The sequence below is a fragment of the Rhizobium sp. AC44/96 genome (genome assembly GCF_001692185.1).
Taxonomy (GTDB): domain Bacteria; phylum Pseudomonadota; class Alphaproteobacteria; order Rhizobiales; family Rhizobiaceae; genus Rhizobium.
The window spans coordinates 17,629-37,849 of sequence record NZ_LXKO01000011.1 but is presented as its reverse complement, the minus strand read 5'-3'; the positions used below and the strand labels follow the sequence as shown (position 1 = coordinate 37,849).

Annotated in this window: 19 protein-coding genes; 11 read left to right on the top strand and 8 right to left on the bottom strand. The window is 58.9% G+C overall.

All coding sequences use genetic code 11. The features are described from left to right. Positions 1–12 precede the first annotated feature (12 nt). The 8 genes from nosZ (at position 13) to A6U87_RS11415 (ending at position 8,997) form a co-directional block, all read left to right on the top strand. Positions 13–1,932, top strand: a complete 1,920-nt coding sequence (gene nosZ, locus A6U87_RS11450) for a TAT-dependent nitrous-oxide reductase (protein WP_065691394.1) — start codon at positions 13–15, stop codon at positions 1,930–1,932. After that, the gene (locus tag A6U87_RS11445) at positions 1,932–3,305 is read left to right on the top strand and encodes a nitrous oxide reductase family maturation protein NosD (RefSeq protein ID WP_083199349.1); all 1,374 of its coding nucleotides are present in this window, start codon (positions 1,932–1,934) and stop codon (positions 3,303–3,305) included. Before nosZ ends, A6U87_RS11445 begins: the two co-directional genes overlap by 1 nt. Next, a complete protein-coding gene (locus tag A6U87_RS11440) occupies positions 3,305–4,222 on the top strand; it encodes an ABC transporter ATP-binding protein (protein WP_198928698.1) in 918 nt (305 codons plus the stop codon). Before A6U87_RS11445 ends, A6U87_RS11440 begins: the two co-directional genes overlap by 1 nt. Then, positions 4,219–5,046, top strand: a complete 828-nt coding sequence (locus A6U87_RS11435; RefSeq protein WP_065691392.1) for an ABC transporter permease subunit — start codon at positions 4,219–4,221, stop codon at positions 5,044–5,046. Before A6U87_RS11440 ends, A6U87_RS11435 begins: the two co-directional genes overlap by 4 nt. Then, a complete protein-coding gene (locus A6U87_RS11430; protein ID WP_065691391.1) occupies positions 5,043–5,609 on the top strand; it encodes a nitrous oxide reductase accessory protein NosL in 567 nt (188 codons plus the stop codon). Before A6U87_RS11435 ends, A6U87_RS11430 begins: the two co-directional genes overlap by 4 nt. Continuing rightward, positions 5,596–6,594 (top strand): FAD:protein FMN transferase, encoded by a 999-nt coding sequence (locus A6U87_RS11425; RefSeq protein ID WP_244499471.1) that lies wholly within the window; start codon positions 5,596–5,598, stop codon positions 6,592–6,594. Before A6U87_RS11430 ends, A6U87_RS11425 begins: the two co-directional genes overlap by 14 nt. 123 nt (positions 6,595–6,717) lie before the next feature. Further along, a complete protein-coding gene (locus A6U87_RS11420) occupies positions 6,718–7,152 on the top strand; it encodes a pseudoazurin (RefSeq protein WP_065691389.1) in 435 nt (144 codons plus the stop codon). Positions 7,153–7,251: 99 nt separating this feature from the next. Beyond that, on the top strand, positions 7,252–8,997 hold the full coding sequence (locus tag A6U87_RS11415; RefSeq protein ID WP_065691388.1) for a bifunctional diguanylate cyclase/phosphodiesterase: 1,746 nt from the start codon (positions 7,252–7,254) through the stop codon (positions 8,995–8,997). Positions 8,998–9,031: 34 nt separating this feature from the next. Here A6U87_RS11415 and hemA read toward each other — a convergent pair whose 3' ends face one another. Further along, the gene (gene hemA, locus A6U87_RS11410) at positions 9,032–10,246 is read right to left on the bottom strand and encodes a 5-aminolevulinate synthase (RefSeq protein WP_065691387.1); all 1,215 of its coding nucleotides are present in this window, start codon (positions 10,244–10,246) and stop codon (positions 9,032–9,034) included. Between the two features lie 326 nt (positions 10,247–10,572). Here hemA and A6U87_RS11405 point away from each other — a divergent pair, with 326 nt between their 5' ends. The 3 genes from A6U87_RS11405 to A6U87_RS11400 are packed head-to-tail and all read left to right on the top strand — an operon-like array spanning position 10,573 to position 12,055. Then, the gene (locus A6U87_RS11405) at positions 10,573–11,331 is read left to right on the top strand and encodes a heme ABC transporter permease (RefSeq protein ID WP_065691440.1); all 759 of its coding nucleotides are present in this window, start codon (positions 10,573–10,575) and stop codon (positions 11,329–11,331) included. Beyond that, positions 11,226–11,489: a heme exporter protein CcmD gene (locus A6U87_RS30635; protein ID WP_342587886.1), complete on the top strand. Its 264-nt coding sequence runs from the start codon at positions 11,226–11,228 to the stop codon at positions 11,487–11,489. Before A6U87_RS11405 ends, A6U87_RS30635 begins: the two co-directional genes overlap by 106 nt. Then, positions 11,486–12,055 carry a DsbE family thiol:disulfide interchange protein gene (locus tag A6U87_RS11400; RefSeq protein ID WP_065691386.1) on the top strand — a complete coding sequence of 190 codons (570 nt, stop codon included), beginning with the start codon at positions 11,486–11,488 and terminating at the stop codon, positions 12,053–12,055. Before A6U87_RS30635 ends, A6U87_RS11400 begins: the two co-directional genes overlap by 4 nt. 467 nt (positions 12,056–12,522) lie before the next feature. Here the strand turns inward: A6U87_RS11400 and A6U87_RS11395 are convergent, their stop codons facing one another. From A6U87_RS11395 to A6U87_RS11365, 7 genes are all read right to left on the bottom strand, one after another. Next, positions 12,523–13,209: a CBS domain-containing protein gene (locus A6U87_RS11395; RefSeq protein ID WP_065691385.1), complete on the bottom strand. Its 687-nt coding sequence runs from the start codon at positions 13,207–13,209 to the stop codon at positions 12,523–12,525. A 75-nt stretch (positions 13,210–13,284) separates the two neighbouring features. Next, positions 13,285–13,716, bottom strand: a complete 432-nt coding sequence (locus A6U87_RS11390; RefSeq protein WP_244499478.1) for a cytochrome c-type biogenesis protein — start codon at positions 13,714–13,716, stop codon at positions 13,285–13,287. Between the two features lie 68 nt (positions 13,717–13,784). Next, the gene (locus A6U87_RS11385) at positions 13,785–15,770 is read right to left on the bottom strand and encodes a heme lyase CcmF/NrfE family subunit (protein ID WP_065691384.1); all 1,986 of its coding nucleotides are present in this window, start codon (positions 15,768–15,770) and stop codon (positions 13,785–13,787) included. Continuing rightward, on the bottom strand, positions 15,767–16,219 hold the full coding sequence (gene ccmE, locus A6U87_RS11380; RefSeq protein WP_065691383.1) for a cytochrome c maturation protein CcmE: 453 nt from the start codon (positions 16,217–16,219) through the stop codon (positions 15,767–15,769). The genes A6U87_RS11385 and ccmE overlap by 4 nt, the downstream gene beginning before the upstream one ends. Beyond that, entirely contained in the window at positions 16,216–17,337 is a 1,122-nt protein-coding gene (gene ccmI / locus A6U87_RS11375) for a c-type cytochrome biogenesis protein CcmI (RefSeq protein WP_065691382.1), read from the bottom strand. The genes ccmE and ccmI overlap by 4 nt, the downstream gene beginning before the upstream one ends. Positions 17,338–17,415: 78 nt before the next feature. Then, positions 17,416–18,135: a response regulator gene (locus A6U87_RS11370; protein ID WP_065691381.1), complete on the bottom strand. Its 720-nt coding sequence runs from the start codon at positions 18,133–18,135 to the stop codon at positions 17,416–17,418. Between the two features lie 134 nt (positions 18,136–18,269). Next, positions 18,270–20,183, bottom strand: coding sequence for a HAMP domain-containing methyl-accepting chemotaxis protein (locus tag A6U87_RS11365; RefSeq protein ID WP_065691380.1), 1,914 nt, complete (start codon positions 20,181–20,183; stop codon positions 18,270–18,272). Between the last annotated feature and the right edge of the window lie 38 nt (positions 20,184–20,221).

Genomic DNA, 20,221 nt, shown 5'->3' with positions numbered 1-20,221 from the left:
AGGAAGTGAAACATGTCAACGGAAGACACGCAGCCACGTTTCAACAGACGTCAGCTTCTCGGGACCACGGCACTTGCTGCGGCCGCCGGAGCTGCAGCAGCAGGCGGTGCCCTTAACTTCTCTGGCGCGCTCGCCACGCAGGCAATGGCCGCGGAAGGACGCAAGCAGACCTGGGAAGTCAAGCCGGGAGAACTCGACGAGTACTACACATTCTTCTCTAGCGGCCAGTCTGGAGAAATCCGGATAGTTGGCGTGCCTTCGATGCGCGAAATCATGCGCATTCCGGTGTTCAACCGCTGCAGCGCAACCGGTTGGGGACTGACCAACGAGAGCCGCAAAATCTTGACCGAAGGGCTGCTTCCCAGGACGGTCGAATTCCTCAAGGACCAAGGCGGCGTCTACCACAACGGAGACCTTCACCACCCTCACCCGTCCCAGACGGACGGCACCTACGATGGGCGTTATCTCTACGCCAACGACAAGGCCAACACTCGCGTCTGCCGCATTCGTCTGGATGTGATGAAGTGCGACAAGATCATCGAGCTGCCGAACCAGCACACGGTTCATGGTCTTCGTGTCCAGAAGTACCCGAAGACCGGTTATGTCTTCTGCAACGGTGAAGACGGCGTTCCGATCCCGAACGATGGCAAAATCCTGGACGATCCGAAGGCCTATCAGGCCGTGTTCACCGCGGTCGATGGCGAAACAATGAAGGTCGCATGGCAGGTCATCGTCGATGGCAACCTTGATAACGTCGATGCCGACTATCAGGGCAAGTATTGCTACTCCACCTGCTACAATTCCGAGAACGGTGTGAACCTCGAGCAAATGATGGCGAAGGACCAAGACTGGGTGGTCGTCTTCAACATCAAGCGCATTGAGGAAGCCGTCAAGAACGGAGACTTCAAGGAGATCGGCGGCGTCCCTGTCATCGACGGACGACATGGTTCGAAATACACCCGTTATATTCCGGTCTCGAACGGGCCCCATGGCATGAACACGGCGCCTGACGGGATCCATGCCGTGGCTGCAGGCAAGCTGTCCCCAACCGTAACCGTCTTTGACGTGCGCAAGTTCGACGATCTTTTCGACGACAAGATCAAGCCGCGAGATACCGTGGTCGCGGAACCGGAACTCGGTCTCGGTCCGTTGCACACGGCCTATGACGGACGTGGTAACGCTTATACCACGCTCTTCATCGACAGCCAGATCTGCAAATGGAACATCGAAGACGCCAAGCGTGCCTTCAAGGGCGAGAAGGTCAATCCGATCCGGCAGAAGCTCGACGTCCATTACCAGCCGGGCCACAACCACAGCTCGATGGGCCAGACCAAGGAAGCTGACGGCAAGTGGCTCATTTCGCTGAACAAGTTCTCGAAGGACCGGTATCTCAACGCAGGGCCGCTGAAGCCCGAAAGCGACCAGCTCATCGACATCTCCGGGGACGAGATGGTACTTGTACATGACAACCCAACCTTCGCAGAACCGCATGATGCGACGATCGTTCACGCATCGAAAATCAACCCGGTCAGCATCTGGAGCCGCGATGATGCCTTCTTTGCCGACGCGGTGGCGCAAGCGAAGAAAGACAACATCGACCTCATGACGGATTCTCAAGTGGTCCGGGATGGCGACAAGGTGAGAGTCTACATGACGTCGTCGGCGCCCGCCTTCGGCCTGGAATCGTTCACCGTCAAGGAAGGAGACGAGGTCACCGTCTATGTTACGAACATTGACGAAGTCGAGGACCTGACGCACGGCTTCGCGATCGTCAACTACGGGATCAACATGGAGGTCGCTCCGCAAGCGACTGCCTCGGTCACCTTCAAAGCAAGCAAGCCAGGCGTCTACTGGTATTATTGCTCGTGGTTCTGCCATGCGATGCACATGGAAATGAAGGGCCGTATGTTGGTCGAACCGAAGTCGATCTGATGGGCCAAGCAAAGACACTCACGATGGCGGCCCTCTGGGCCGCCATCGCTGCCACCGCCTCGGCCGCGGATCGCTTTGTGTCGCCGTCGGACGGTCCGAGTCTAGTCGAGGCCGTCGCGCGGGCCGCGTCGGGAGATACGATCACCCTCCGATCGGGTAGCTACGAAGGGCCTCTGACTCTTAGCAAGCCGGTGGTCCTTCAAGGATCCCCAGGCGCGGTCGTGGTCGGGAATGGCAGAGGAACGGTCGTAACAATAAATGCTGCGGACGTCACCGTGCGCGGTCTTGAGATCAGAGGATCCGGCTCGAACCTGGAAACGATGGACTCTGGCGTCTTTGCGACCGAGGCTGCTACCGGTGCTGTCATTGAAAAGAACCTGATCTCAGAGAATCTTTATGGGATTTACATTCATGGTGCGAAGGATTCCGTCACCCGCGGAAATCGGATCGTCGGGATCAAGGAAGGCCGGCTCAGCGAGTCTGGAAACGGCGTAACGGTCTGGAACGCTCCTGGCGCGAAAGTTGTTGAGAACGACATCAGTTTTGGGCGCGACGGAATCGCGACAAACGCCAGCAAGCGCAATGTCTTTAGCAAGAATAACTTTCACGACCTACGTTTTGCAATTCACTACATGTACACCAACGACAGCGAGATCAGTGGCAACGTTTCGACGGGCAACACTGTCGGCTATGCGATCATGTTTTCGAACCGCCTTAAGATCATCGACAACGTCTCCGACGGTGATCGCGATCACGGGATCCTGCTGAATTCAGCCAACAGTTCCTTGGTAGAAGGCAATGTCGTGCGCGGACGGTCACAGGCCGAAAGCCGTTGGGCGTCTGCAGGCGCACGGGCGTCTGCGGACGAGATACCTGCGGACGCGGCGAGCCCCATTGCCGCGGGAGACATCTCGGGGTTCCGCCTTGGTCCTGAAAAATGCGTATTCATCTACAATGCGAACAAAAACAAGCTCATCGACAACGAGTTCAATGGCTGCGCGATCGGCATCCACTTCACGGCCGGTTCGGAGGGAAACACGATGAGTGGTAACTCCTTCATAAACAATCGCAATCAGGTGAAGTATGTCGGAACACGCTACCTCGATTGGTCGGCCAACGGTCGCGGCAATTACTGGAGCGACAACCCCGCGTTCGACCTCAACGGCGACGGCATTGGTGACAATCCCTACCGCCCCAACGACGTGATGGACAAGGTTCTGTGGACATCGCCGCAGGCCAAGCTTCTCGCGACCAGCCCTGCCGTCCAACTGATCCGGTGGGCGCAAGCTCAGTTCCCGGCCTTGCTTCCTGGCGGCGTAATAGACAACCACCCCTTGATGGTGCCTCCCGCGCCCTCTGGAGCTGTAAAATGATAGAGCCGACCGTCGTCGTATCCAAAATCGCCAAGCACTACGGAAAAGTGCAGGCAGTAAGAGATGTTTCTTTTGCGCTTAACGAGGGCGAGATGGTGGCGCTCGTAGGCCATAATGGGGCTGGAAAAACCACCTTGATCAAATTGATGCTCGGCCTCATTCGCCCCTCAAGCGGGAGTATCAGGGTGATGGGCGAAGATCCAGCGTCCGGCGCTGTTGCTGTGCGTCAGAGACTTGGGTACCTTCCAGAGAGCGTCGCATTCCATAACGCGTTGACTGGTCGGGAGACTCTCGCATTCTATGCGAGGCTGAAGCAGGTGCAGGGATCCGATCCCATAGGTCTGCTGGAGCGCGTCGGGCTTGGTGCGGAGGCAGCGGCCCGGCCGGTCCGCACGTACTCGAAAGGGATGCGCCAAAGGCTGGGCCTGGCGCAAGCCCTCCTGGGCGAGCCTCGCCTTCTGCTCCTGGACGAACCGACGAGCGGCCTCGACCCGGCATCGCGTCGTAGGTTCTACGATCTGTTGGGGGAACTGAAATCGAAAGGTGCGGCCATCCTTCTCTCCTCGCACGCGCTTACAGAGCTGGAGGATCGCGCGGATCGGTTGCTAATCGTCAACGAGGGCGTGGCCGTTGCAGATGGAACCATGGACGATCTTCGAGGACTGGCGCGTTTGCCGACGCACGTGCGCGTCACGCTTGCAAACAGTCGGGCTGTCGAAAGACTGAAGAGCGAGAGTTTCGGCTGGAAAGAAACGGTGCCGGGCACGGTTGAGGCCATGGTGAGCAACGAAGAAAAGATTGAGCTTCTCCGTCACGTAACCGTCGTCCCCGGCGACGTCGCGGCACTCCACATAATCGAGCCCACATTGGATGACCTCTATGCTCATTTCCTGAGCGCTGGAAAGAGAGCGGCATGAGAAACGTCCTGATTATAGCATCAAAGGAAATCCGCGAGGGGCTGCGCAACAGATGGGTGCTTGCGACAACGCTTCTTCTCGGCGCACTCGCGTTGACGCTTTCTCTGCTTGGAAGCGCTCCGACCGGGAATGTTGGTAGCGGCCGGCTCGACGTCGTCATCGTAAGCCTTTCCAGCCTCACGATCTTCCTCGTGCCACTGATCGCGCTCTTGCTTTCCCATGACGCCATAGTCGGCGAGATGGAAAGAGGCACCATGCTGTTGCTCTTGAGCTACCCCGTTGGACGAAACCAGGTCCTGTTGGGGAAATTTGTCGGCCACATCGCGATTCTCGCATTCGCAACACTGATCGGCTACGGCGCGACCGCGGTCATGCTTGTCGCGACAGGAAACACTATCGATGCCGCAAGCTGGTATGCCTTCATGGTTCTGCTCGGATCGTCGATACTCTTGGGTGGCGTATTCATTGCGGTCGGATATCTCATCAGCGGTCTGGTCAGCGAGCGAAGCACTGCAGGCGGGGTAGCCATTGGCGTTTGGCTGCTCTTTGTCGTGATCTACGACATGGCGTTGCTTGGGGCATTGGTGGCCGCCGGAGGACATGCCCTACCAGCGGGCGTGCTCGACGCTCTGCTACTCATTAACCCCACGGACGCCTACCGGATGCTCAACCTCGGATCGGGAGGCGCCCGAGCACTGTCGGGCATGGGTGGCGTAGCCGAATACTCGGCACTTGGACCGACTATCTTGGTAGCAGCGCTTGCGGCGTGGACCGCCGGTCCTCTGGCACTGGCTTCCCTGACGTTTTCTAGGAGAGAGCTATGAAAAACCTGATCACGATCATGATCTTCCTTTCGTCGCTGTTTCTGAGCGGTTGCGAAGAAAAGAAGGAATCGCCACCGCCGGCTCCCTTCGCACTGACGAAGGATGCAATAGGCAGGTACTGCGGAATGAACGTCCTCGAGCACGCGGGACCGAAGGGTCAAGTCATCCTGGACGCCAAGGTAGGAGAGCCCATCTGGTTTTCTTCGGCACGTGACGCTCTTGCGTTCACAATGCTTCCTGAAGAGCCGAAGGATTTTGTCGCCATCTACGTCTCCGACATGGGCAAGGCGCCGAGTTGGGAAAGACCGGGCGCCGAGAACTGGGTGGACGCTCGAAAGGCGTTTTACGTGATTGGCAGCTCTCGCCGTGGAGGAATGGGAACAGAGGAGACGGTGCCGTTTTCGTCAGAAGACGCTGCTATCGAATTCGCAGGAAAAAATGGTGGTCAGGTGGTGACGTTCGACGACGTTCCTCGCGACTACGTACTTGGAAGCGGATCCGACGGAGGCGATCAGACGCCGAGCGACTCATCCGTAAAATCGGAGGCACATGACCATGGTTAGGATGTTCAGCCGACGTCGAGCTATTTTTATCTTCGCCGCGGTGGCCGGCCTGCCTCTTCTAAGAGATACGGAAGCAGCCGCGCTTCCAACGACGTGGGAAGGCCAAGCTCTCGGCGCGCCGGCGCGGCTTCTTCTGAACCATCCGGATCCTGCGGCCGCCTCACGCCTGATCGAGCTTGTCGTGGCGGAAGTCGCCCGACTCGAGAAGGTCTTCAGCCTCAGCCGTACCGACTCGGCGCTTTCAGAATTGAATAGGGTCGGTGTCCTTGCCGCTCCCCCACTGGACCTTATAACTTTGCTTCAAAGCAGTCGCAGCATTTGGGAGAAGACCGGCGGCGCGTTCGACCCCACTGTGCAACCGATTTGGCGGTTATATTACAATCATTTCTCCTCTCAGAACGCCGATCCCTCGGGTCCAAATATAGCCGAAATCGCAAAGGCTCTTTCGACTGTCGGTTTCGATCGGCTCAAGTTCAATCGGGATCGTGTCGTTTTAGGCTCTTCCGCGGGGTTGACGTTCAACGGCATCGCGCAGGGGTATATCACCGACCGGATCGTTGACCTGCTACGCAATGCTGGCGTCACTAGCTGCCTTGTCGATATGGGCGAGGATCGGGCTATCGGAAGCCGTGCCGACGGGACTGCTTGGCAGGTCGGTCTTGCGGAAAGCGAAAACGACGAACACCCAGACCAGGTTCTCCACATAATCGATAAGGCCGTTGCTACCTCAAGCAGCAGCGGATTTGAGTTCGATGAGGCAGGCCATTTCGGCCACATTATTGACCCCCGGAACGGTTTCACGCCGCGCCTTTACCGGCGCGTGTCCGTGGTGGCAGACGACGCGACCCGCGCCGACGCCTTAGCGACCTCGTTCTGCCTTATGCCGGAGAGAGCGATCCGGGCGATCGCCGGAGAAGAGCCCGATCTTATGGTCGATCTTGTAAGTGATACAGGCGTTCATGCGCGGTTCGGACACTCTGCCTGACCTAGTCCGCATCCCACCATTTGGTGCGGCACCTGCAGCCGGATACCCAGTTTCGATCGGCGAGCAAATCGGAAGCCGGTTGTCAATTGATGTCTCGAGGGGACACTACTACGGAGAAGCAAAATGAACTTTCTGAAAACGCTGATTTTAGCAACGCCGATAGCAGCGATCGCCGGTCCGGTTGCTGCTGCAGATTTCGAGGTCCACATGCTGAACAAAGGCGCCGACGGCGTCATGGTGTTCGAACCTCTTCTGACGAAAATACAACCTGGCGACACCGTCACCTTCGTGCCCACCGACAAGGGCCATAACGCCGAAACCGTGAAGGACATGATCCCGAATGGCGCCGAAGCCTTCAAGGGAAAGACAAACGAGACCGTAAAAGAGACGTTCTCTGCACCGGGCGTCTATGTAATCAAGTGCCTGCCCCACTTTTCGATGGGGATGGTTGCTGTCGTTACGGTGGGTAACGCACCTGCCAATCTAGACGCTGTGAAAGCAGGGAAACTCCCCAACAAGGCTCGCGAGCGCGTGGATAAGGCACTCTCGCAGCTTTAACTTTCCGCATGACACCAAGCCTCGGCGGCTCGTGCGAGCGAGGTGTTGGCTGCTAATTCTTTCACGCGATCAATTTCGGACGTTTAGCAGTGGTGCACAATGACGCTGGTTGATTTGGAATTACGAAAAGGCGCGGTGATGACCTCAGATGAATCGGTGGTCTCATCTTGTCCGAAGCGAACGGCGGTTTTCGATGCGACCGCCGCGGCGAACTTAGCCGATGCTACCTCACTTACAATGATATCAGTGGACTCGCGAGGCAACATCAGATTTGTCAATTGCGCAGCGGCGGATCTGTTCGGTTACGAACGCGAGGCTATGATCGGCTGCCCGGTCGAAATGATCATCCCCGAACGCCTTCGTAGCGCGCACGCGCGAGGATTCGCCCGCGCCATGGCTGGCGCAGAGTTGAATCTTGGAGGAAAGGCTGTCGAAGTCTATGCGATCCGCAAAGATGGGAGCGAGTTTCCAATCGAACTCACACTATGCGCCTGGCATGACGGAGTCGAGATGGGCGCCGGTGCCGTCATAAGAGACATCTCCGAGCGCCGCGAGCGTGACAGCAGGCTCATGAGGCTTGCAAATCAGGATACACTCACTGGTCTTCACAACCGCGGACGCTTTGTGGAGTTCCTTAAGGAGGCCGTTCCTCGTCGGCCGTCGATCGTGCTGATGATCGACATCGATGGATTTCAGGATGTCAACGACACCCACGGCCACACGACGGGAGATTCATTACTGCAGTCGATCGCGGTCCGACTCCGTCATCGCCTTCCATCCGCGGCCCAAGTTGCGCGCTTTGGCAATGATGAGTTTGCCGTGTTCGTGCAGAACGCCAGCGAACAGGTGGATCTCGAGGAGTTGGCCGGGACTGTGACGACGGCATTTTCGATGCCCTTCGAAGTGAATGAACAATTGCTGGACGTGAGCGTCAGCGTAGGAGCCGCGATATCTCCCCGTGATGGCGAAGATGCAGACGAGCTTCTCGCTAGTGCTGACCTAGCCCTTACCAAGGCGAAGAGCATAGGCGGTAGATCATTCCAGGTTTACGAACCAGCATTAAGAAGCGAGGCTGGAGCTCGACGCGCCATGAGGGACGAGCTCCGTCTGGCCCTTCGCGCCCGCCAGCTTGCGCTTTACTACCAGCCGCAGGTGAATATGAAAACTGGAACCATCTTCGGAGCCGAGGCCCTAATCCGCTGGCAACACCCTGAACGAGGATTGCTGCTCCCTGGAGCCTTTCTCCCCGCGATAGAGCAAAGCGCGCTTGCACTTGAGATCGGATGGTGGACCCTTGATGAGGCATGCAGGACAGCAGCGCTGTTGAATGTTCTGAGTCCGCACCCGATCAAGATGGGCGTCAACCTCTTTCCTGCGCAGCTCCGCGCCCCGCATCTTTGCCGCAAGGTTTCTGAGGCGCTCGAAAAATATCGCATCGAGGCCAAGTTGCTCGAGATCGAGGTCACGGAAACTATCGCTCTCACCGACGACGACCGGTCTCTTGAGGCCATGAACACGCTACGTGACATCGGCGTTGGTATCGCTTTTGACGACTTCGGCACCGGTTACGCATCTCTCAGCTCACTACAGCGGTATCCACTTACCACGTTAAAGATTGACCGTGGATTTGTTTCCGAGCTGTCGACGAAGCCCCGTGACGCCGCCATCACGCGGGCTATGATTAGAATGAGCCTCGAAATGGGGATCGAGACGATAGCCGAAGGTATCGAGAATTCTGAACAAGAAGCGTTCCTGCTATCGCTCGGCTGCTCCGCGGCACAGGGCTACAAGTACGGGCGACCGATGCCGTATGAGGCACTTGCCAACATTCTTTCGACCCGGTGACAAAGCCGAAGCCTTGCGGCGGATCAGCAAGAACTCAGGCCACATGCCGGGCCAGCGCACAGCGTGACCACAGCGAATGCAATGCCTCGACCAGATGCTCGATATCGGCATCGCTATGCAGCGGTGTCGGCGTGATGCGCAGACGTTCGGTCTTCTTCGGCACGGTCGGATAATTGATCGGCTGCACGTAGACACCGCAATTGTCGAGCAGCAGGTCGGAGATCCACTTGCACTTTGCAGCATCGCCGACCATCACGGGCACGATATGGCTCGGGTTCGGCATGTGCGGGATGCCGCGCTTGTCGAGCAGTGCGCGCAGCGTCCGCACGCGTTCCTGGTGGCGGGCGCGCTCGAACTGGCTCACCTTCAGGTGCTGGATCGAGGCGACGGCGCCAGCGGCCAGCGCCGGTGGCAGCGCTGTTGTAAAGATGAAGCCCGAAGCAAATGAGCGGATGAAATCACAGAGCGCCGTCGACGCGGCGATATAACCGCCCATGACGCCAAAAGCCTTGCCGAGCGTGCCTTCGATAACCGTCAGCCGATCCATCAGGCCCTCGCGCTCGGCAATGCCGCCACCGCGCGGACCATACATGCCGACGGCATGGACTTCATCGAGATAGGTCATCGCGCCATACTTGTCGGCGAGATCACAGATTTCCTTGATCGGAGCGATATCGCCATCCATCGAGTAGACCGATTCGAACGCGATCAGCTTCGGCGCCTTCGGATCGGCCGCGGCGAGCTTCGCTTCCAGATCCTGCAGGTCATTGTGCTTCCAGATGACCTTGTCGCACTTGGCGTAGCGAATGCCCTCGATCATCGAGGCGTGGTTCAGCGCATCCGAGAAAATCACGAGGCCGGGGATCTTGGATCCGAGCGTGCCGAGGGCTGCCCAGTTGGAGACATAACCGGAGGTGAAGATCAGCGCCGATTCCTTGCCATGCAGGTCGGCAAGTTCGCGCTCGAGCAGAACGTGGTAGTGGGTGGTACCAGAAATATTCCGGGTGCCTCCCGCACCCGCGCCACAGTGATCGATGGCGTTCTTCATCGCCTCGATCACCTTGGGGTTCTGGCCCATGCCGAGATAGTCGTTGGAACACCAGACAGTCACATCCTTGGGGCCATCGGCCGTATGCCGGGTCGCGCGCGGAAAGCTGCCCCGGTGACGCTCAAGATCGGCAAAAACGCGGTAGCGGCCTTCCGCATGCAGGCCTTCCAGCTCGTTTTTGAAGAATGCTTCGAAAGCCATCATATGCTCCTTGCGATCAATGCAGGAGTATCCCCCTGAACGTCGATCTTATTTGATCTGCGTCAAGTTCAGATCAAAAACATCCCTCCCCCGATCGCCATACGCAGCGCACCGCGGCGATGGTGGAGGAATCCAATGCGGCGACTGCGGCCCTATCCCCGAAGGCAAGCAGGCTTGAGCGCCTCTCAGCTTTCTCAACAGGACACCGCCGGTCAAGCATGTCTGCACTGGCGGCGCGGGCCTGAACTTTCGGGCCGCTGGCACTTCGACGCATTCTTTGATCAGGATCAATTATCTTGGACGCCAGGCAGGCTAGTGGTGCCTGCATGAATGTCGTTTCCAAGTTCTCCAAGTCTCTTAGCGACCTGGCACAGCCTTCTCGCTTCGTCGCGCTGGCCGACAGTGTTATCCCAACATTGGCAGGGACGACTTTAGTCGCCTTCGCGGTCGGGCTGTGGTTGAGTTTCACAACGGACGTAGACTACCAGCAAGGTGAAACCGTACGGATTATGTACGTTCACGTTCCTTCGGCCTGGATGGGCATGCTCTGCTATAGCGTGATGACGGTGAACGCCATCGGGTCGCTCGTCTGGAGGCATCCGCTTGCGGACGTCGCGGCGCGGGTAGCCGCCCCGCTAGGGGCAGCCTTCACCTTTGTCTCGCTAATGACGGGAGCGATTTGGGGAAAGCCGATGTGGGGAACCTGGTGGGTGTGGGACGCACGCCTGACATCAATGTTCATACTCTTCATCATGTACCTCGGGATTCTCGCGATCAATCGGGCGATAGACGAGCCAAATCGCGCTGGTAGGGTCACAGCGGTACTTATCGTGGTCGGGTTCGTGAACATACCTATCATCAAGTTTTCGGTCGATTGGTGGAACACCCTTCACCAGCCAGCGAGCGTTCTACGGTCCGACGGACCGGCACTCGACTTGGAGTTCCTGCGGCCTTTGTTGACGATGGGTTTCGCGTTCGCATGCCTGTTCGCGACGCTCTACCTGGCGTCGATCCGAAACGAGATATGGCGTCGAAAGCTCATTTCGCACTATCGGCTTGCAGCACGCGCGGCCACGAACAAGTAAGGATGAAAATGCAACACGAAGTCTACGTTCTGGCCGCATACGCTGTCACGCTTACCGTGGTCATATCGACCTCGGCGAAGGTTTGGATCGAAGGTAGGTCCTTTCGACGCCGGGTGGCGGCACTGGTTCATGCCAAGCAACCTCGGAGAGCACGTTGACAGCGAGCCGCCACCTGGCAGCCGCGCTTCCACTCGTCGTATTCCTGGGTTTCGCGGCCGTGGTCGCAAATAACCTCTACCGCGAGGCACAAGAAGGTTACTCGCCATCCACCCTCCCGTCCGCGCTCATCGGTGAGAACCACCCTCCAATGGCGCTGCCAAGACTCGAGGGAGGGCCCCCGGCACCGAGCGAGGATATCATCAAGGGCAACGTGACGATCGTGAATGTGTTCGCGTCCTGGTGCGTCCCATGTCGCCAAGAACACCCATTCCTTATGCGTCTCTCCTCGGACCGGCGGGTGAAGGTGGTTGGGATCAACTACAGAGACGACCCGAAAGACGCAAGCGCGTTCCTTAACAGCGAAGGCAATCCGTACGCAGCCGTCGGAACCGACCGATCAGGGCGTCAATCTATCGAGTGGGGCGTCTACGGAGTTCCGGAAACTTTCGTACTCGATCGGACCGGGCGCATCGCCTTCAAGCACGTGGGTCCGCTCGACGAGAAAGCGATCACGCGCGAACTCCAGCCTCTCATCGAACAGTTGTCGGCAAGCGCAAATCTCTGATCTATCGCTCAGGACGCGCCGGTACGGCGAATAGCTTGAACGCGTGCAGCAGGTTCGCCGAAGTAACGTGGCTTCGGTATCGCCGATCGCCGATGGGATGCGCGACACTCGATCTGCCGTGTTCATCCCACCAAACAAGTTGATTGGTAGAAACGCTTTCCTGCCGAACAAGCGTATCTTTGAGCCGGCGCAAAGACGCGCAGCATGTAAGGTGAGATGGTAAATGCGCGGGTCGGAGCAACAGTCCGTGTCAGGTGCGGGAAACCTTGGCAGAGGCCTTGTCTTGTCTTGGATAGTGGCGCACTACTAGACAGGTCTCCTCGCGTGCACCATTTCGCAAGCCGATCCGCCTCCCCCGTGCAAACAGCGTCGAGGCTGCGGCGACCTGAACATCCCTTCAACAAACAATACAGCCTTAACCTTTTCCACACGTAATGCGGTGGCCCGTGAGCAGAACGCTCGCCCAGCTATCTTGCTCCAGTTGCCTCAATTGGCGCCTCGGCGATTCTAATTCGGTCGCATATCGCCCCGACCCCAAGTCCTTCGACGAGGCTTCGAACGGCCTTCCGCTTGAGCTCGGACTCAACCTGCCCCTCGAGTGTGACCTGACCGTCCTTGACCGTAACCTGTATCCTCTGAGAGGTCAGCCCCAGATCGGAACGAAGGCGGGTGCGCAATGCAAGCTTTATAGAAGCGTCTCCTCTTGGCAGGGTAGTTGCCGGCGCGTCGATGATAATCTGCAAGATGTCCCGCCTGCTGACGATCCCGATCAGCTTTCCGTCCTCCACGATCGGCAGGCGCTTTATTCGATGGGCCTGCAGGCTTTCGGCAATGTCCGATATTTCGCTGTCAGGACCGGCCACGATGACGTCCTGGGACATGACGTCGGCAACCGACCACCCGTTACTGCTGATGTATCGTTCGAGATCAGTTTCCGAAATGACTTCCGGCGCGCGGGCTGGTCGAGACGACAGCCTTATTTCCCTGCGAAGCAGAAGGTCGCCCTCGGTCAGCATTCCACACACCCGCCCCTGATCATCGACCACAGGGAGGCCGCTCACGTTGTTCTCGAGCATGACGGCAACAGCATGACGGATACCAATGGCCGGGCTGATATGGACTACGTCTTTTGTCATGACGTCCTTGGCCTGCATCTGTCTGCCTCGCATATGAAAGTATTGTTCGGATAAGACGTTAGTCGTCAGTGCTGAACTACGCTTTGACCTTGATCAAAGAGGCGGCGGGTTCAGCAGACCCCGCAGCTTTGCTTCCTCCTCCGGATTCAGACGACTGCCCGGCGGCTGTCCGGCGCGGCGGCGCGCAAAGACCAGCAGCGAGACGCCACTCGCCAGGACGAGAATGATGGGGGCTCCCCAGAGCGTAATGGTGCGGATGCTTAAGCGCGGTTTCAAGAGAACGAACTCGCCATAGCGAGAGACGATGTAGTCCAAAACTTGTTCGTCGCTGTCGCCACCCTTAATGCGCTCACGCACCAAAAGCCGCAGATCCTTGGCGAGCTCTGCGTTGGAATCGTCGATCGATTGGTTCTGGCAGACCATGCAGCGCAGTTCCGCCGACAGCGTTCGCGCGCGACTCTCCATCGCAGGGTCCGGCAGCATTTCATTTGGGTTCACCGCGAGCGCCGGGAATGGCGACAACATCGTCAGGAGAAGCGCCAGCACCTGCACTATGCAACCCGGCAACGGAAAAGAGGAGCATCTCATCGCTTTCATTCCGCCGGCTCCATTGCCACAACAGCTTTGGCCTTGCGCCTGGGCGCACCGATCCGCAGGCGTCGATCGCTAAGCGAGACGAAACCCCCGAAAGCCATGACGAGCGCGCCACCCCAGATGCAAAGAATGAATGGCTTCCACCAGATACGCACCACAATGCCGTCGGCATTGGTTGGGTCCCCGAGCGAGACGTAAAGCTGACTCAGCCCGAAGGTCAGGATGCCCGCCTCCGTCGTCGGCATCTGGCGCGCGCTATAGACGCGCTTGGCGGACCAGACGTCAGCGACTTCGACACCAGCGCGGCTGACGCTGAAATGACCGCGATCTTCCTTGTAGTTGGGTCCGGCCGCTGGCTGCATTCCATCGAACCGAAGCGAGTAGCCGCCAGCATAAGTGGTCTCTCCCGGCCTCATCTCCAGCACATGTTCCGTCGCAAAGGTCGAAACCGCGACGATACCAAGAACTGTGATGCCGAGGCCGGCATGCGCCAGTGCGGTACCGAAGGCCGAACGCGGAAGACCGCTAAGCCTGCGCCAAGCGACATTGGCCGCCACCTTGCCGATACCAGCGCGGTACCAGAGATCAGCCCCAGCGCCGAAGACGAGGAAAAGGCCGGCAGCGAGACCGAGAACTGAAAGAACCGGCCCGCCATGCTCGATATAAAAGAAGACGAGAGCCGCAATGAAGGCAAGGCCTGCCACGACATACAGGCGCTGCATGGCGCCCAGGAGATCGCCGCGCTTCCAGGCGAGCAGTGGACCGAAGGGTACTACCAGCAACAGCGGGATCATCAACAGCCCGAAGGTCATGTTGAAGAAGGGCGGCCCGACGGAGATCTTGTCTCCCGTCAGCGTTTCCAACAGCAGCGGATAAAGCGTGCCCGTCAACACCGTCCCGCAGGCAACCGTCAGGATCAGGTTGTTCAGCACCAGCGCGCCCTCGCGCGAGATCGGCGCAAAGAGCCCGCCAGCAGAAAGCAGGGGCGCGCGGAAGGCGAAAAGCGACAGCGCCCCGCCGATGAAGATCATAAGGATGCAAAGGATGAAGACGCCGCGGCTCGGATCGCTCGCAAAGGCATGGACGGAGGTCAGCACGCCGGAGCGCACCAGGAAAGTGCCCATCAGCGACAGGGAGAATGTCAGTATCGCAAGCAGCACCGTCCAGATCTTCAACGCTTCGCGCTTTTCCATGACAAGGGCGGAATGCAGCAGTGCCGTTCCTGCCAGCCAGGGCATGAAAGAGGCATTCTCCACCGGATCCCAGAACCACCAGCCGCCCCAGCCGAGTTCGTAATAGGCCCAGTAAGAACCCATGGCTATGCCGAGGGTCAAGAAGGTCCAAGCGGCAAGCGCCCATGGCCGCACCCAGCGCGCCCAGGCGGCATCGATCCGTCCTTCCATCAGCGCCGCGACGGCGAAGGAGAAGCAGACGGAGAAGCCGACATAGCCGAGATATAAAAGAGGCGGATGGATGGCGAGGCCGATATCCTGTAGCACCGGGTTCAGGTCACGTCCCTCGGCCGGTGCCGGATCAAGGCGAACGAAAGGATTTGAGGTCAGCAAGATGAAGAGGATGAAGGCGACAGAAACCCAGGCCTGCACCGCCAGCACATTGGCCCTCAGCGTATCCGGTAGATTTCGCCCGAACAGTGCCACCATCGCGCTCAAGAGCGCCAGGATCAGCAGCCAGAGCATCATCGATCCCTCGTGATTGCCCCATACGCCGGAATATTTGTAGATCAGCGGCACAAGTGAGTGCGAGTTCTCCCAGACGTTCTCGACCGAGAAGTCGGAGACCACATGCGCATAGGTCAGCACGCCGAAGGAGAAGGCGACGAGGCTGAAAAGAACCATTGAGCCGAGCGGCGCCACGTCCATCATCGCCTGATCGCTGCGGCGGGCGCCGATCACGGGAACGACAGAAAGAATGATCGCCGTCGCTAGCGCTAGAATGAGTGCGTAGTGGCCGATCTCGATGATCATTGCTTCGGCTCCCCTTGTTGCCAGAGGCCTTGTTCCTTCAGCTTTTCAGCGACTTCTCTGGGTACGTAACGTTCATCATGCTTGGCAAGCACGGTGTCCGCCGAGAAGAGTTGCCCGTCAGCTTCGAACTTCCCTTCAGTCACGACGCCTTGTCCTTCGCGGAAAAGGTCTGGAAGGATCCCAGCGTATCGAACATGCACGATCGCGCCGCCGGGGTCGGTCACGGTGAAATCGACCTCGGGTCCGCCGCCCCGCTTGACGCTGCCCTCTCCCACGAGACCACCTAGACGAATTCTTGTGCCAGGCAGGACGCCGCTCGCCGCAAGGTCCGACGGCATATAGAAGTAGGCAACGGACTGGCCGAAGGCAAACATTACCAGGAGAACCGCGGCCATTATGAAACTCATCCCACCACCGATGACGGCGAGACGCTTCTGCTTTCTAGTCATTGTTCGTTTCTTTCAACGCCGAATTCGCGCGCGGCCGCGATGAGCTTCGAACCCTCGTTACTTTTCGACTGAAAACTCCCAAGTGCGCGCTCAAGCGCGTCTTGCGTGCGAGGCTTGTCATGAAGGACGCCATATGAAGTGATAAGCTGCAGCCAGCCTTGGAAGTCATCCGGATTCCTGGTCAGCTTCTCATCGAGGCGTTCCACCATACCACGGACCATCTCCTCCTGATCGTTCGCGCTCATTCCGTTCGCGGCTACGACTTGGTCCCCAGTCGGTCCGCGAGGGGCGCCGAGGGGTGGAGAAACAGGCGTTCCGCCGTTTTTGGCGAGGTGGTCGTTGACCAGCGGCAGCCAAGGCGCGCCGGTCGGTGAATCCTTAGCAATCGCCTCGAAAGCCTTTAGCGCGTCGCCAGTTCTTCCGGACTGTTCGAGGCCCAAAGCGTGATAGAACCTGGCTCGAGGATTTTTCGGATCGATCGCCAAGGACCGGTCCAACACGCGTTTGACTGAATCCGTGACCGTACCGTCCGAAGTCGCCAAAACGGCTTCGGTCAAACCATCGAGCCTTTCAGAACTTGGACCTTGCAGCCGAATGGCATTCTCGTAGGCTTTGGTGGCGTCAGCGGCGCGATTGGTTCTCAGGTAGATCGGCGCGATGACGTCCCAGCCGCGGCCGTCGTCGGGCGCTCTCTCAAGATGAGCCTCCGTCTTGCGGATCAAGATGGCAAGATCCTGACCCGGATGAGCCAGCCTCTGCTGTAGCGGGAGAGACGGAAGATCCGGCGAGCCAACTGCGACATAAAGCGAAATGCTCGCAAGTGATAGGAAGGCCGCCGTAGCTAGTTTCACCTTTGCCAGGGAAACAGGCCGGCTCTTTATCTCGCCAACGTCAGCTTCGCGGAACAGCCGCCTTGCTGTCTCCGCCCGCGCGAGCTCGTAGTCGTCCACGCTTATTCTGCCGTCCGCGCGTTCGCGCTTGAGCTCTTCCATCTGGTCGCGATAGATCTGCCCTGCGTCGCTTGTCGGCTCGATGGCTCTGCGAGGCGTCGACAGCGGGTGCAGTAGCACGGCCGTCACGATGCCCGTGATGACCGCGAATAATGTCCAAATGATCATGTTCAAACGTGCTCTGTTGCGAGAGCATATTATCCACGTCCCTGCCCCGCACATTGACGGGGATCAATTAACTCGCGCTTAGAGCTGGCGTCCGGTGAAGACGTAGCCGATGCCGCGAACGGACTGGATGAGGGCGGGCGCCTTCGGGTCCGGCTCGATCTTCTTGCGGAGCCGCACGATCTGCGCGTCGATAACCCGATCAAACGCTTCGAGGTTTCTACTTCGAGTGAGTTCCATCAGGGTCTCTCTCGACAGCACCCGCCCGGAATTCCGCACGAAGACAAGAAGCATGTCGAACTCGCCGGTCGTCAGCGGGACATCATCGCCCTCGGGCGAGGTGAGTCGGCGTCGTGGCACGTCAAGACGGTAGCCTTCGAAATGGAACGCTTCGTCCGCTGGCGCGGATTTCCCCGTGGGGGGAGTTGCAGCCGCCCGTCGTCTAAGCACGGTTCTCAGCCGAGCGAGAAGTTCGCGAAGGTGAAATGGCTTGGCGACATAGTCGTCGGCACCGAACTCAAGTCCAATGACCTTGTCGGTGACGTCGTCCTGTCCCGTCAGCATCAGCACGGGAACGTCGGATTTGCTCCGCAGCTCCTTGAGCAGGTCGAAGCCGTTTTCCCCGCCAGGAAGAACGAGATCAAGAAAAATAGCGACATATTCGCTTTTAACAAGTTCAGCGCGCATCCCCGCGCCATTCGCGACCGCCGTCACGCGGTATCCATTGTCATCGAAATATCGGACGAGCATCTGCCTGATCCGGGCGTCGTCATCGACCACGAGAATACGATCCGGTTCCATGTTCCTCCGTCCTGCTGCCTGTGCGCCTCACACATAACGCAGGATTGCAAGCCGCGCTACCGCCTGGCAGAACGCAGGACCGATCGACGCACCATCGCCCGCGAAACACAAATCGCGGGCGATGGTGCCGTAAATCAGAACTCCTCCCAATCGGCTGCGGCCTGAGCAGCCGCTGGAGCGCGTCCTGAAGAAGGTGTGAGGACGCTGATGTTCCCGCCGGAGCGGGAGGGCTGGCCGACACGCGGGCTGGTCTCGACGCCCGGAAGATGAAATGCGGACAAGAATGACCGCAGCCTACCGCTCTCTCCGGCAAGCGTGGCGCTAGCGGCGTTTACCTCCTCCACCATCGCAGCGTTCTTCTGGGTCACCTGGTCCATCTCATTTACGGCGGTGTTCACTTGCGTCAGGCCGACTGACTGTTCTTTGGCGGATAATGCGATTGAATCCATGTGCTGGTTGATCTTGGCGACGTGCTTCTGAATCGTTTCGAGCGCGCTCCCGGTTTCGCGAACGAGCGCAACGCCGCTCTCGACTTCCGTTTCGGAGGAGCGGATGAGATCCTTGATTTCGCGGGCGGCGGTTGCGGAGCGCTGGGCAAGTTCTCGGACCTCCTGGGCAACAACTGCGAATCCTTTGCCGGCCTCTCCAGCTCGAGCTGCTTCGACGCCTGCGTTCAGTGCCAGGAGATTGGTCTGGAATGCGATGTCGTCGATCACGCCGATGATGTTGGATATCTGGCGTGACGATCCCTCGATCTTCTCGATCGCATCGACGGCTCTCGCGACGACCTGAGCCGAATGCTCCGCGCTCTCCTCCGCTTCCGCGGCGACGGACCGGGCTTCTTCTGCACGCCTGGACGCGTTCGAAACGTTGGCGGTGATCTGGTCGAGCGCGGCGGCGGTCTCTTCGAGCGAGGCTGCCTGCTGCTCGGTCCGCTTGGACAGGTCGTCTGCGCTTTGGCTGACCTCTTGCGATCCCGCATCGATGGCCGCCGTCGCCTGCGACACTGCCCGGAGCGTCTGAGCCAGCTGGGAGACCGCGCTGTTGTAGTCGGTTCGAAGCCCTTCGAAATCGGCGGCGAACGGCGTATCAAGGGTGAAGCCGAGATCGCCTCCTGCAAGGTGCTTGAGGCCGGATCCCAGGCTTCGCGTGGCGGTTCCCATCTCGTCAGCACGCCGTCGCTCCATCTCGGCATTGCGTCGGCGCTCCTCCTCCGTTCTGCCGCGAGTTTCCTCGGCTTCATGCTCCAGTTCGACGCCGCGTTGCCCGTTCTCCTTGAAGACTTGGACGGCGCGAGCCATGGCGCCGATTTCGTCGCGGCGGTCGCGCTCCATCACTTCGGTTGAATAGTCCGCGTCGGCTAGGCGGCGCATGGATTCAGACAGGTCCCTGACCGGGACCACCAACCATTTGCGAACTCCTGCCAAGCCGAGGAGAAGGAACAGGAAAAGACCTGCGAGGATCGAAGTGACCGTCGTCCATACCGCGTTCCGCGCGGCAGTCTCCGCGGCATCGTCCTTCGCGTCTACGTCGCCGATAAGCCGTTGCGCGACTTCGACCGAAGTCTTGGATACTTCTGGGAATTGAGGCTGGCACCTCGTTAGGAATTCTGCCTGGGAAGCCAGGACCTCTTCAGATGCCGTGGCGACGAGCGCCTTTTGAATCGAGAGTTTGCACGCTTCGTCGACGATCCGCAGGCCTCGAACCTTGATCGTCGGCAGTTCCGCGTTGCCGGGCAAGGCTGCGATCGCGGTGTCGATGAACTTCACGAAGCTCTGGCGCGCGGAATCCAATTCCGCCATGGCAGACTGGTTCGCGGCGTCGGTCCGCGACATCAGCATGTCGCTGATCGCCGCGCGTGCTGTCTGGAGGGAGCGGTTCGCGCGCGCGAGATTGATCACCGCGGTTTCCTCGCCTTGCAACAGACCCTGATACTGCTTGTCGATCGACAACATCTGGTAGCTTGAGTACCCGACCGCACAAAGGACGAAGAGCCCCACCGACGCAAGAAGTGTAAGAAATTTGATTGTGATTGAGAGGTGACGCATCGGAACTCCGCAAAACGCTCGCTGATCCTGTCAGCGGA

Coding starts and splice junctions, on each gene's coding strand:
- A6U87_RS11430 (WP_065691391.1), top strand. CDS start 5,043: ATGAAAAACCTGATCACGATCATGATCTTCCTTTCGTCGCTGTTTCTG.
- nosZ (WP_065691394.1), top strand. CDS start 13: ATGTCAACGGAAGACACGCAGCCACGTTTCAACAGACGTCAGCTTCTC.
- A6U87_RS11420 (WP_065691389.1), top strand. CDS start 6,718: ATGAACTTTCTGAAAACGCTGATTTTAGCAACGCCGATAGCAGCGATC.
- A6U87_RS11405 (WP_065691440.1), top strand. CDS start 10,573: ATGAATGTCGTTTCCAAGTTCTCCAAGTCTCTTAGCGACCTGGCACAG.
- A6U87_RS11395 (WP_065691385.1), bottom strand. CDS start 13,209: ATGCAGGCCAAGGACGTCATGACAAAAGACGTAGTCCATATCAGCCCG.
- ccmI (WP_065691382.1), bottom strand. CDS start 17,337: ATGATCATTTGGACATTATTCGCGGTCATCACGGGCATCGTGACGGCC.
- A6U87_RS11445 (WP_083199349.1), top strand. CDS start 1,932: ATGGGCCAAGCAAAGACACTCACGATGGCGGCCCTCTGGGCCGCCATC.
- A6U87_RS11370 (WP_065691381.1), bottom strand. CDS start 18,135: ATGGAACCGGATCGTATTCTCGTGGTCGATGACGACGCCCGGATCAGG.
- A6U87_RS11415 (WP_065691388.1), top strand. CDS start 7,252: ATGACGCTGGTTGATTTGGAATTACGAAAAGGCGCGGTGATGACCTCA.
- A6U87_RS11425 (WP_244499471.1), top strand. CDS start 5,596: ATGACCATGGTTAGGATGTTCAGCCGACGTCGAGCTATTTTTATCTTC.
- ccmE (WP_065691383.1), bottom strand. CDS start 16,219: ATGACTAGAAAGCAGAAGCGTCTCGCCGTCATCGGTGGTGGGATGAGT.
- A6U87_RS11390 (WP_244499478.1), bottom strand. CDS start 13,716: ATGTTGTCGCCATTCCCGGCGCTCGCGGTGAACCCAAATGAAATGCTG.
- A6U87_RS30635 (WP_342587886.1), top strand. CDS start 11,226: ATGCCTGTTCGCGACGCTCTACCTGGCGTCGATCCGAAACGAGATATG.
- A6U87_RS11365 (WP_065691380.1), bottom strand. CDS start 20,183: ATGCGTCACCTCTCAATCACAATCAAATTTCTTACACTTCTTGCGTCG.
- A6U87_RS11435 (WP_065691392.1), top strand. CDS start 4,219: ATGAGAAACGTCCTGATTATAGCATCAAAGGAAATCCGCGAGGGGCTG.
- A6U87_RS11385 (WP_065691384.1), bottom strand. CDS start 15,770: ATGATCATCGAGATCGGCCACTACGCACTCATTCTAGCGCTAGCGACG.
- hemA (WP_065691387.1), bottom strand. CDS start 10,246: ATGGCTTTCGAAGCATTCTTCAAAAACGAGCTGGAAGGCCTGCATGCG.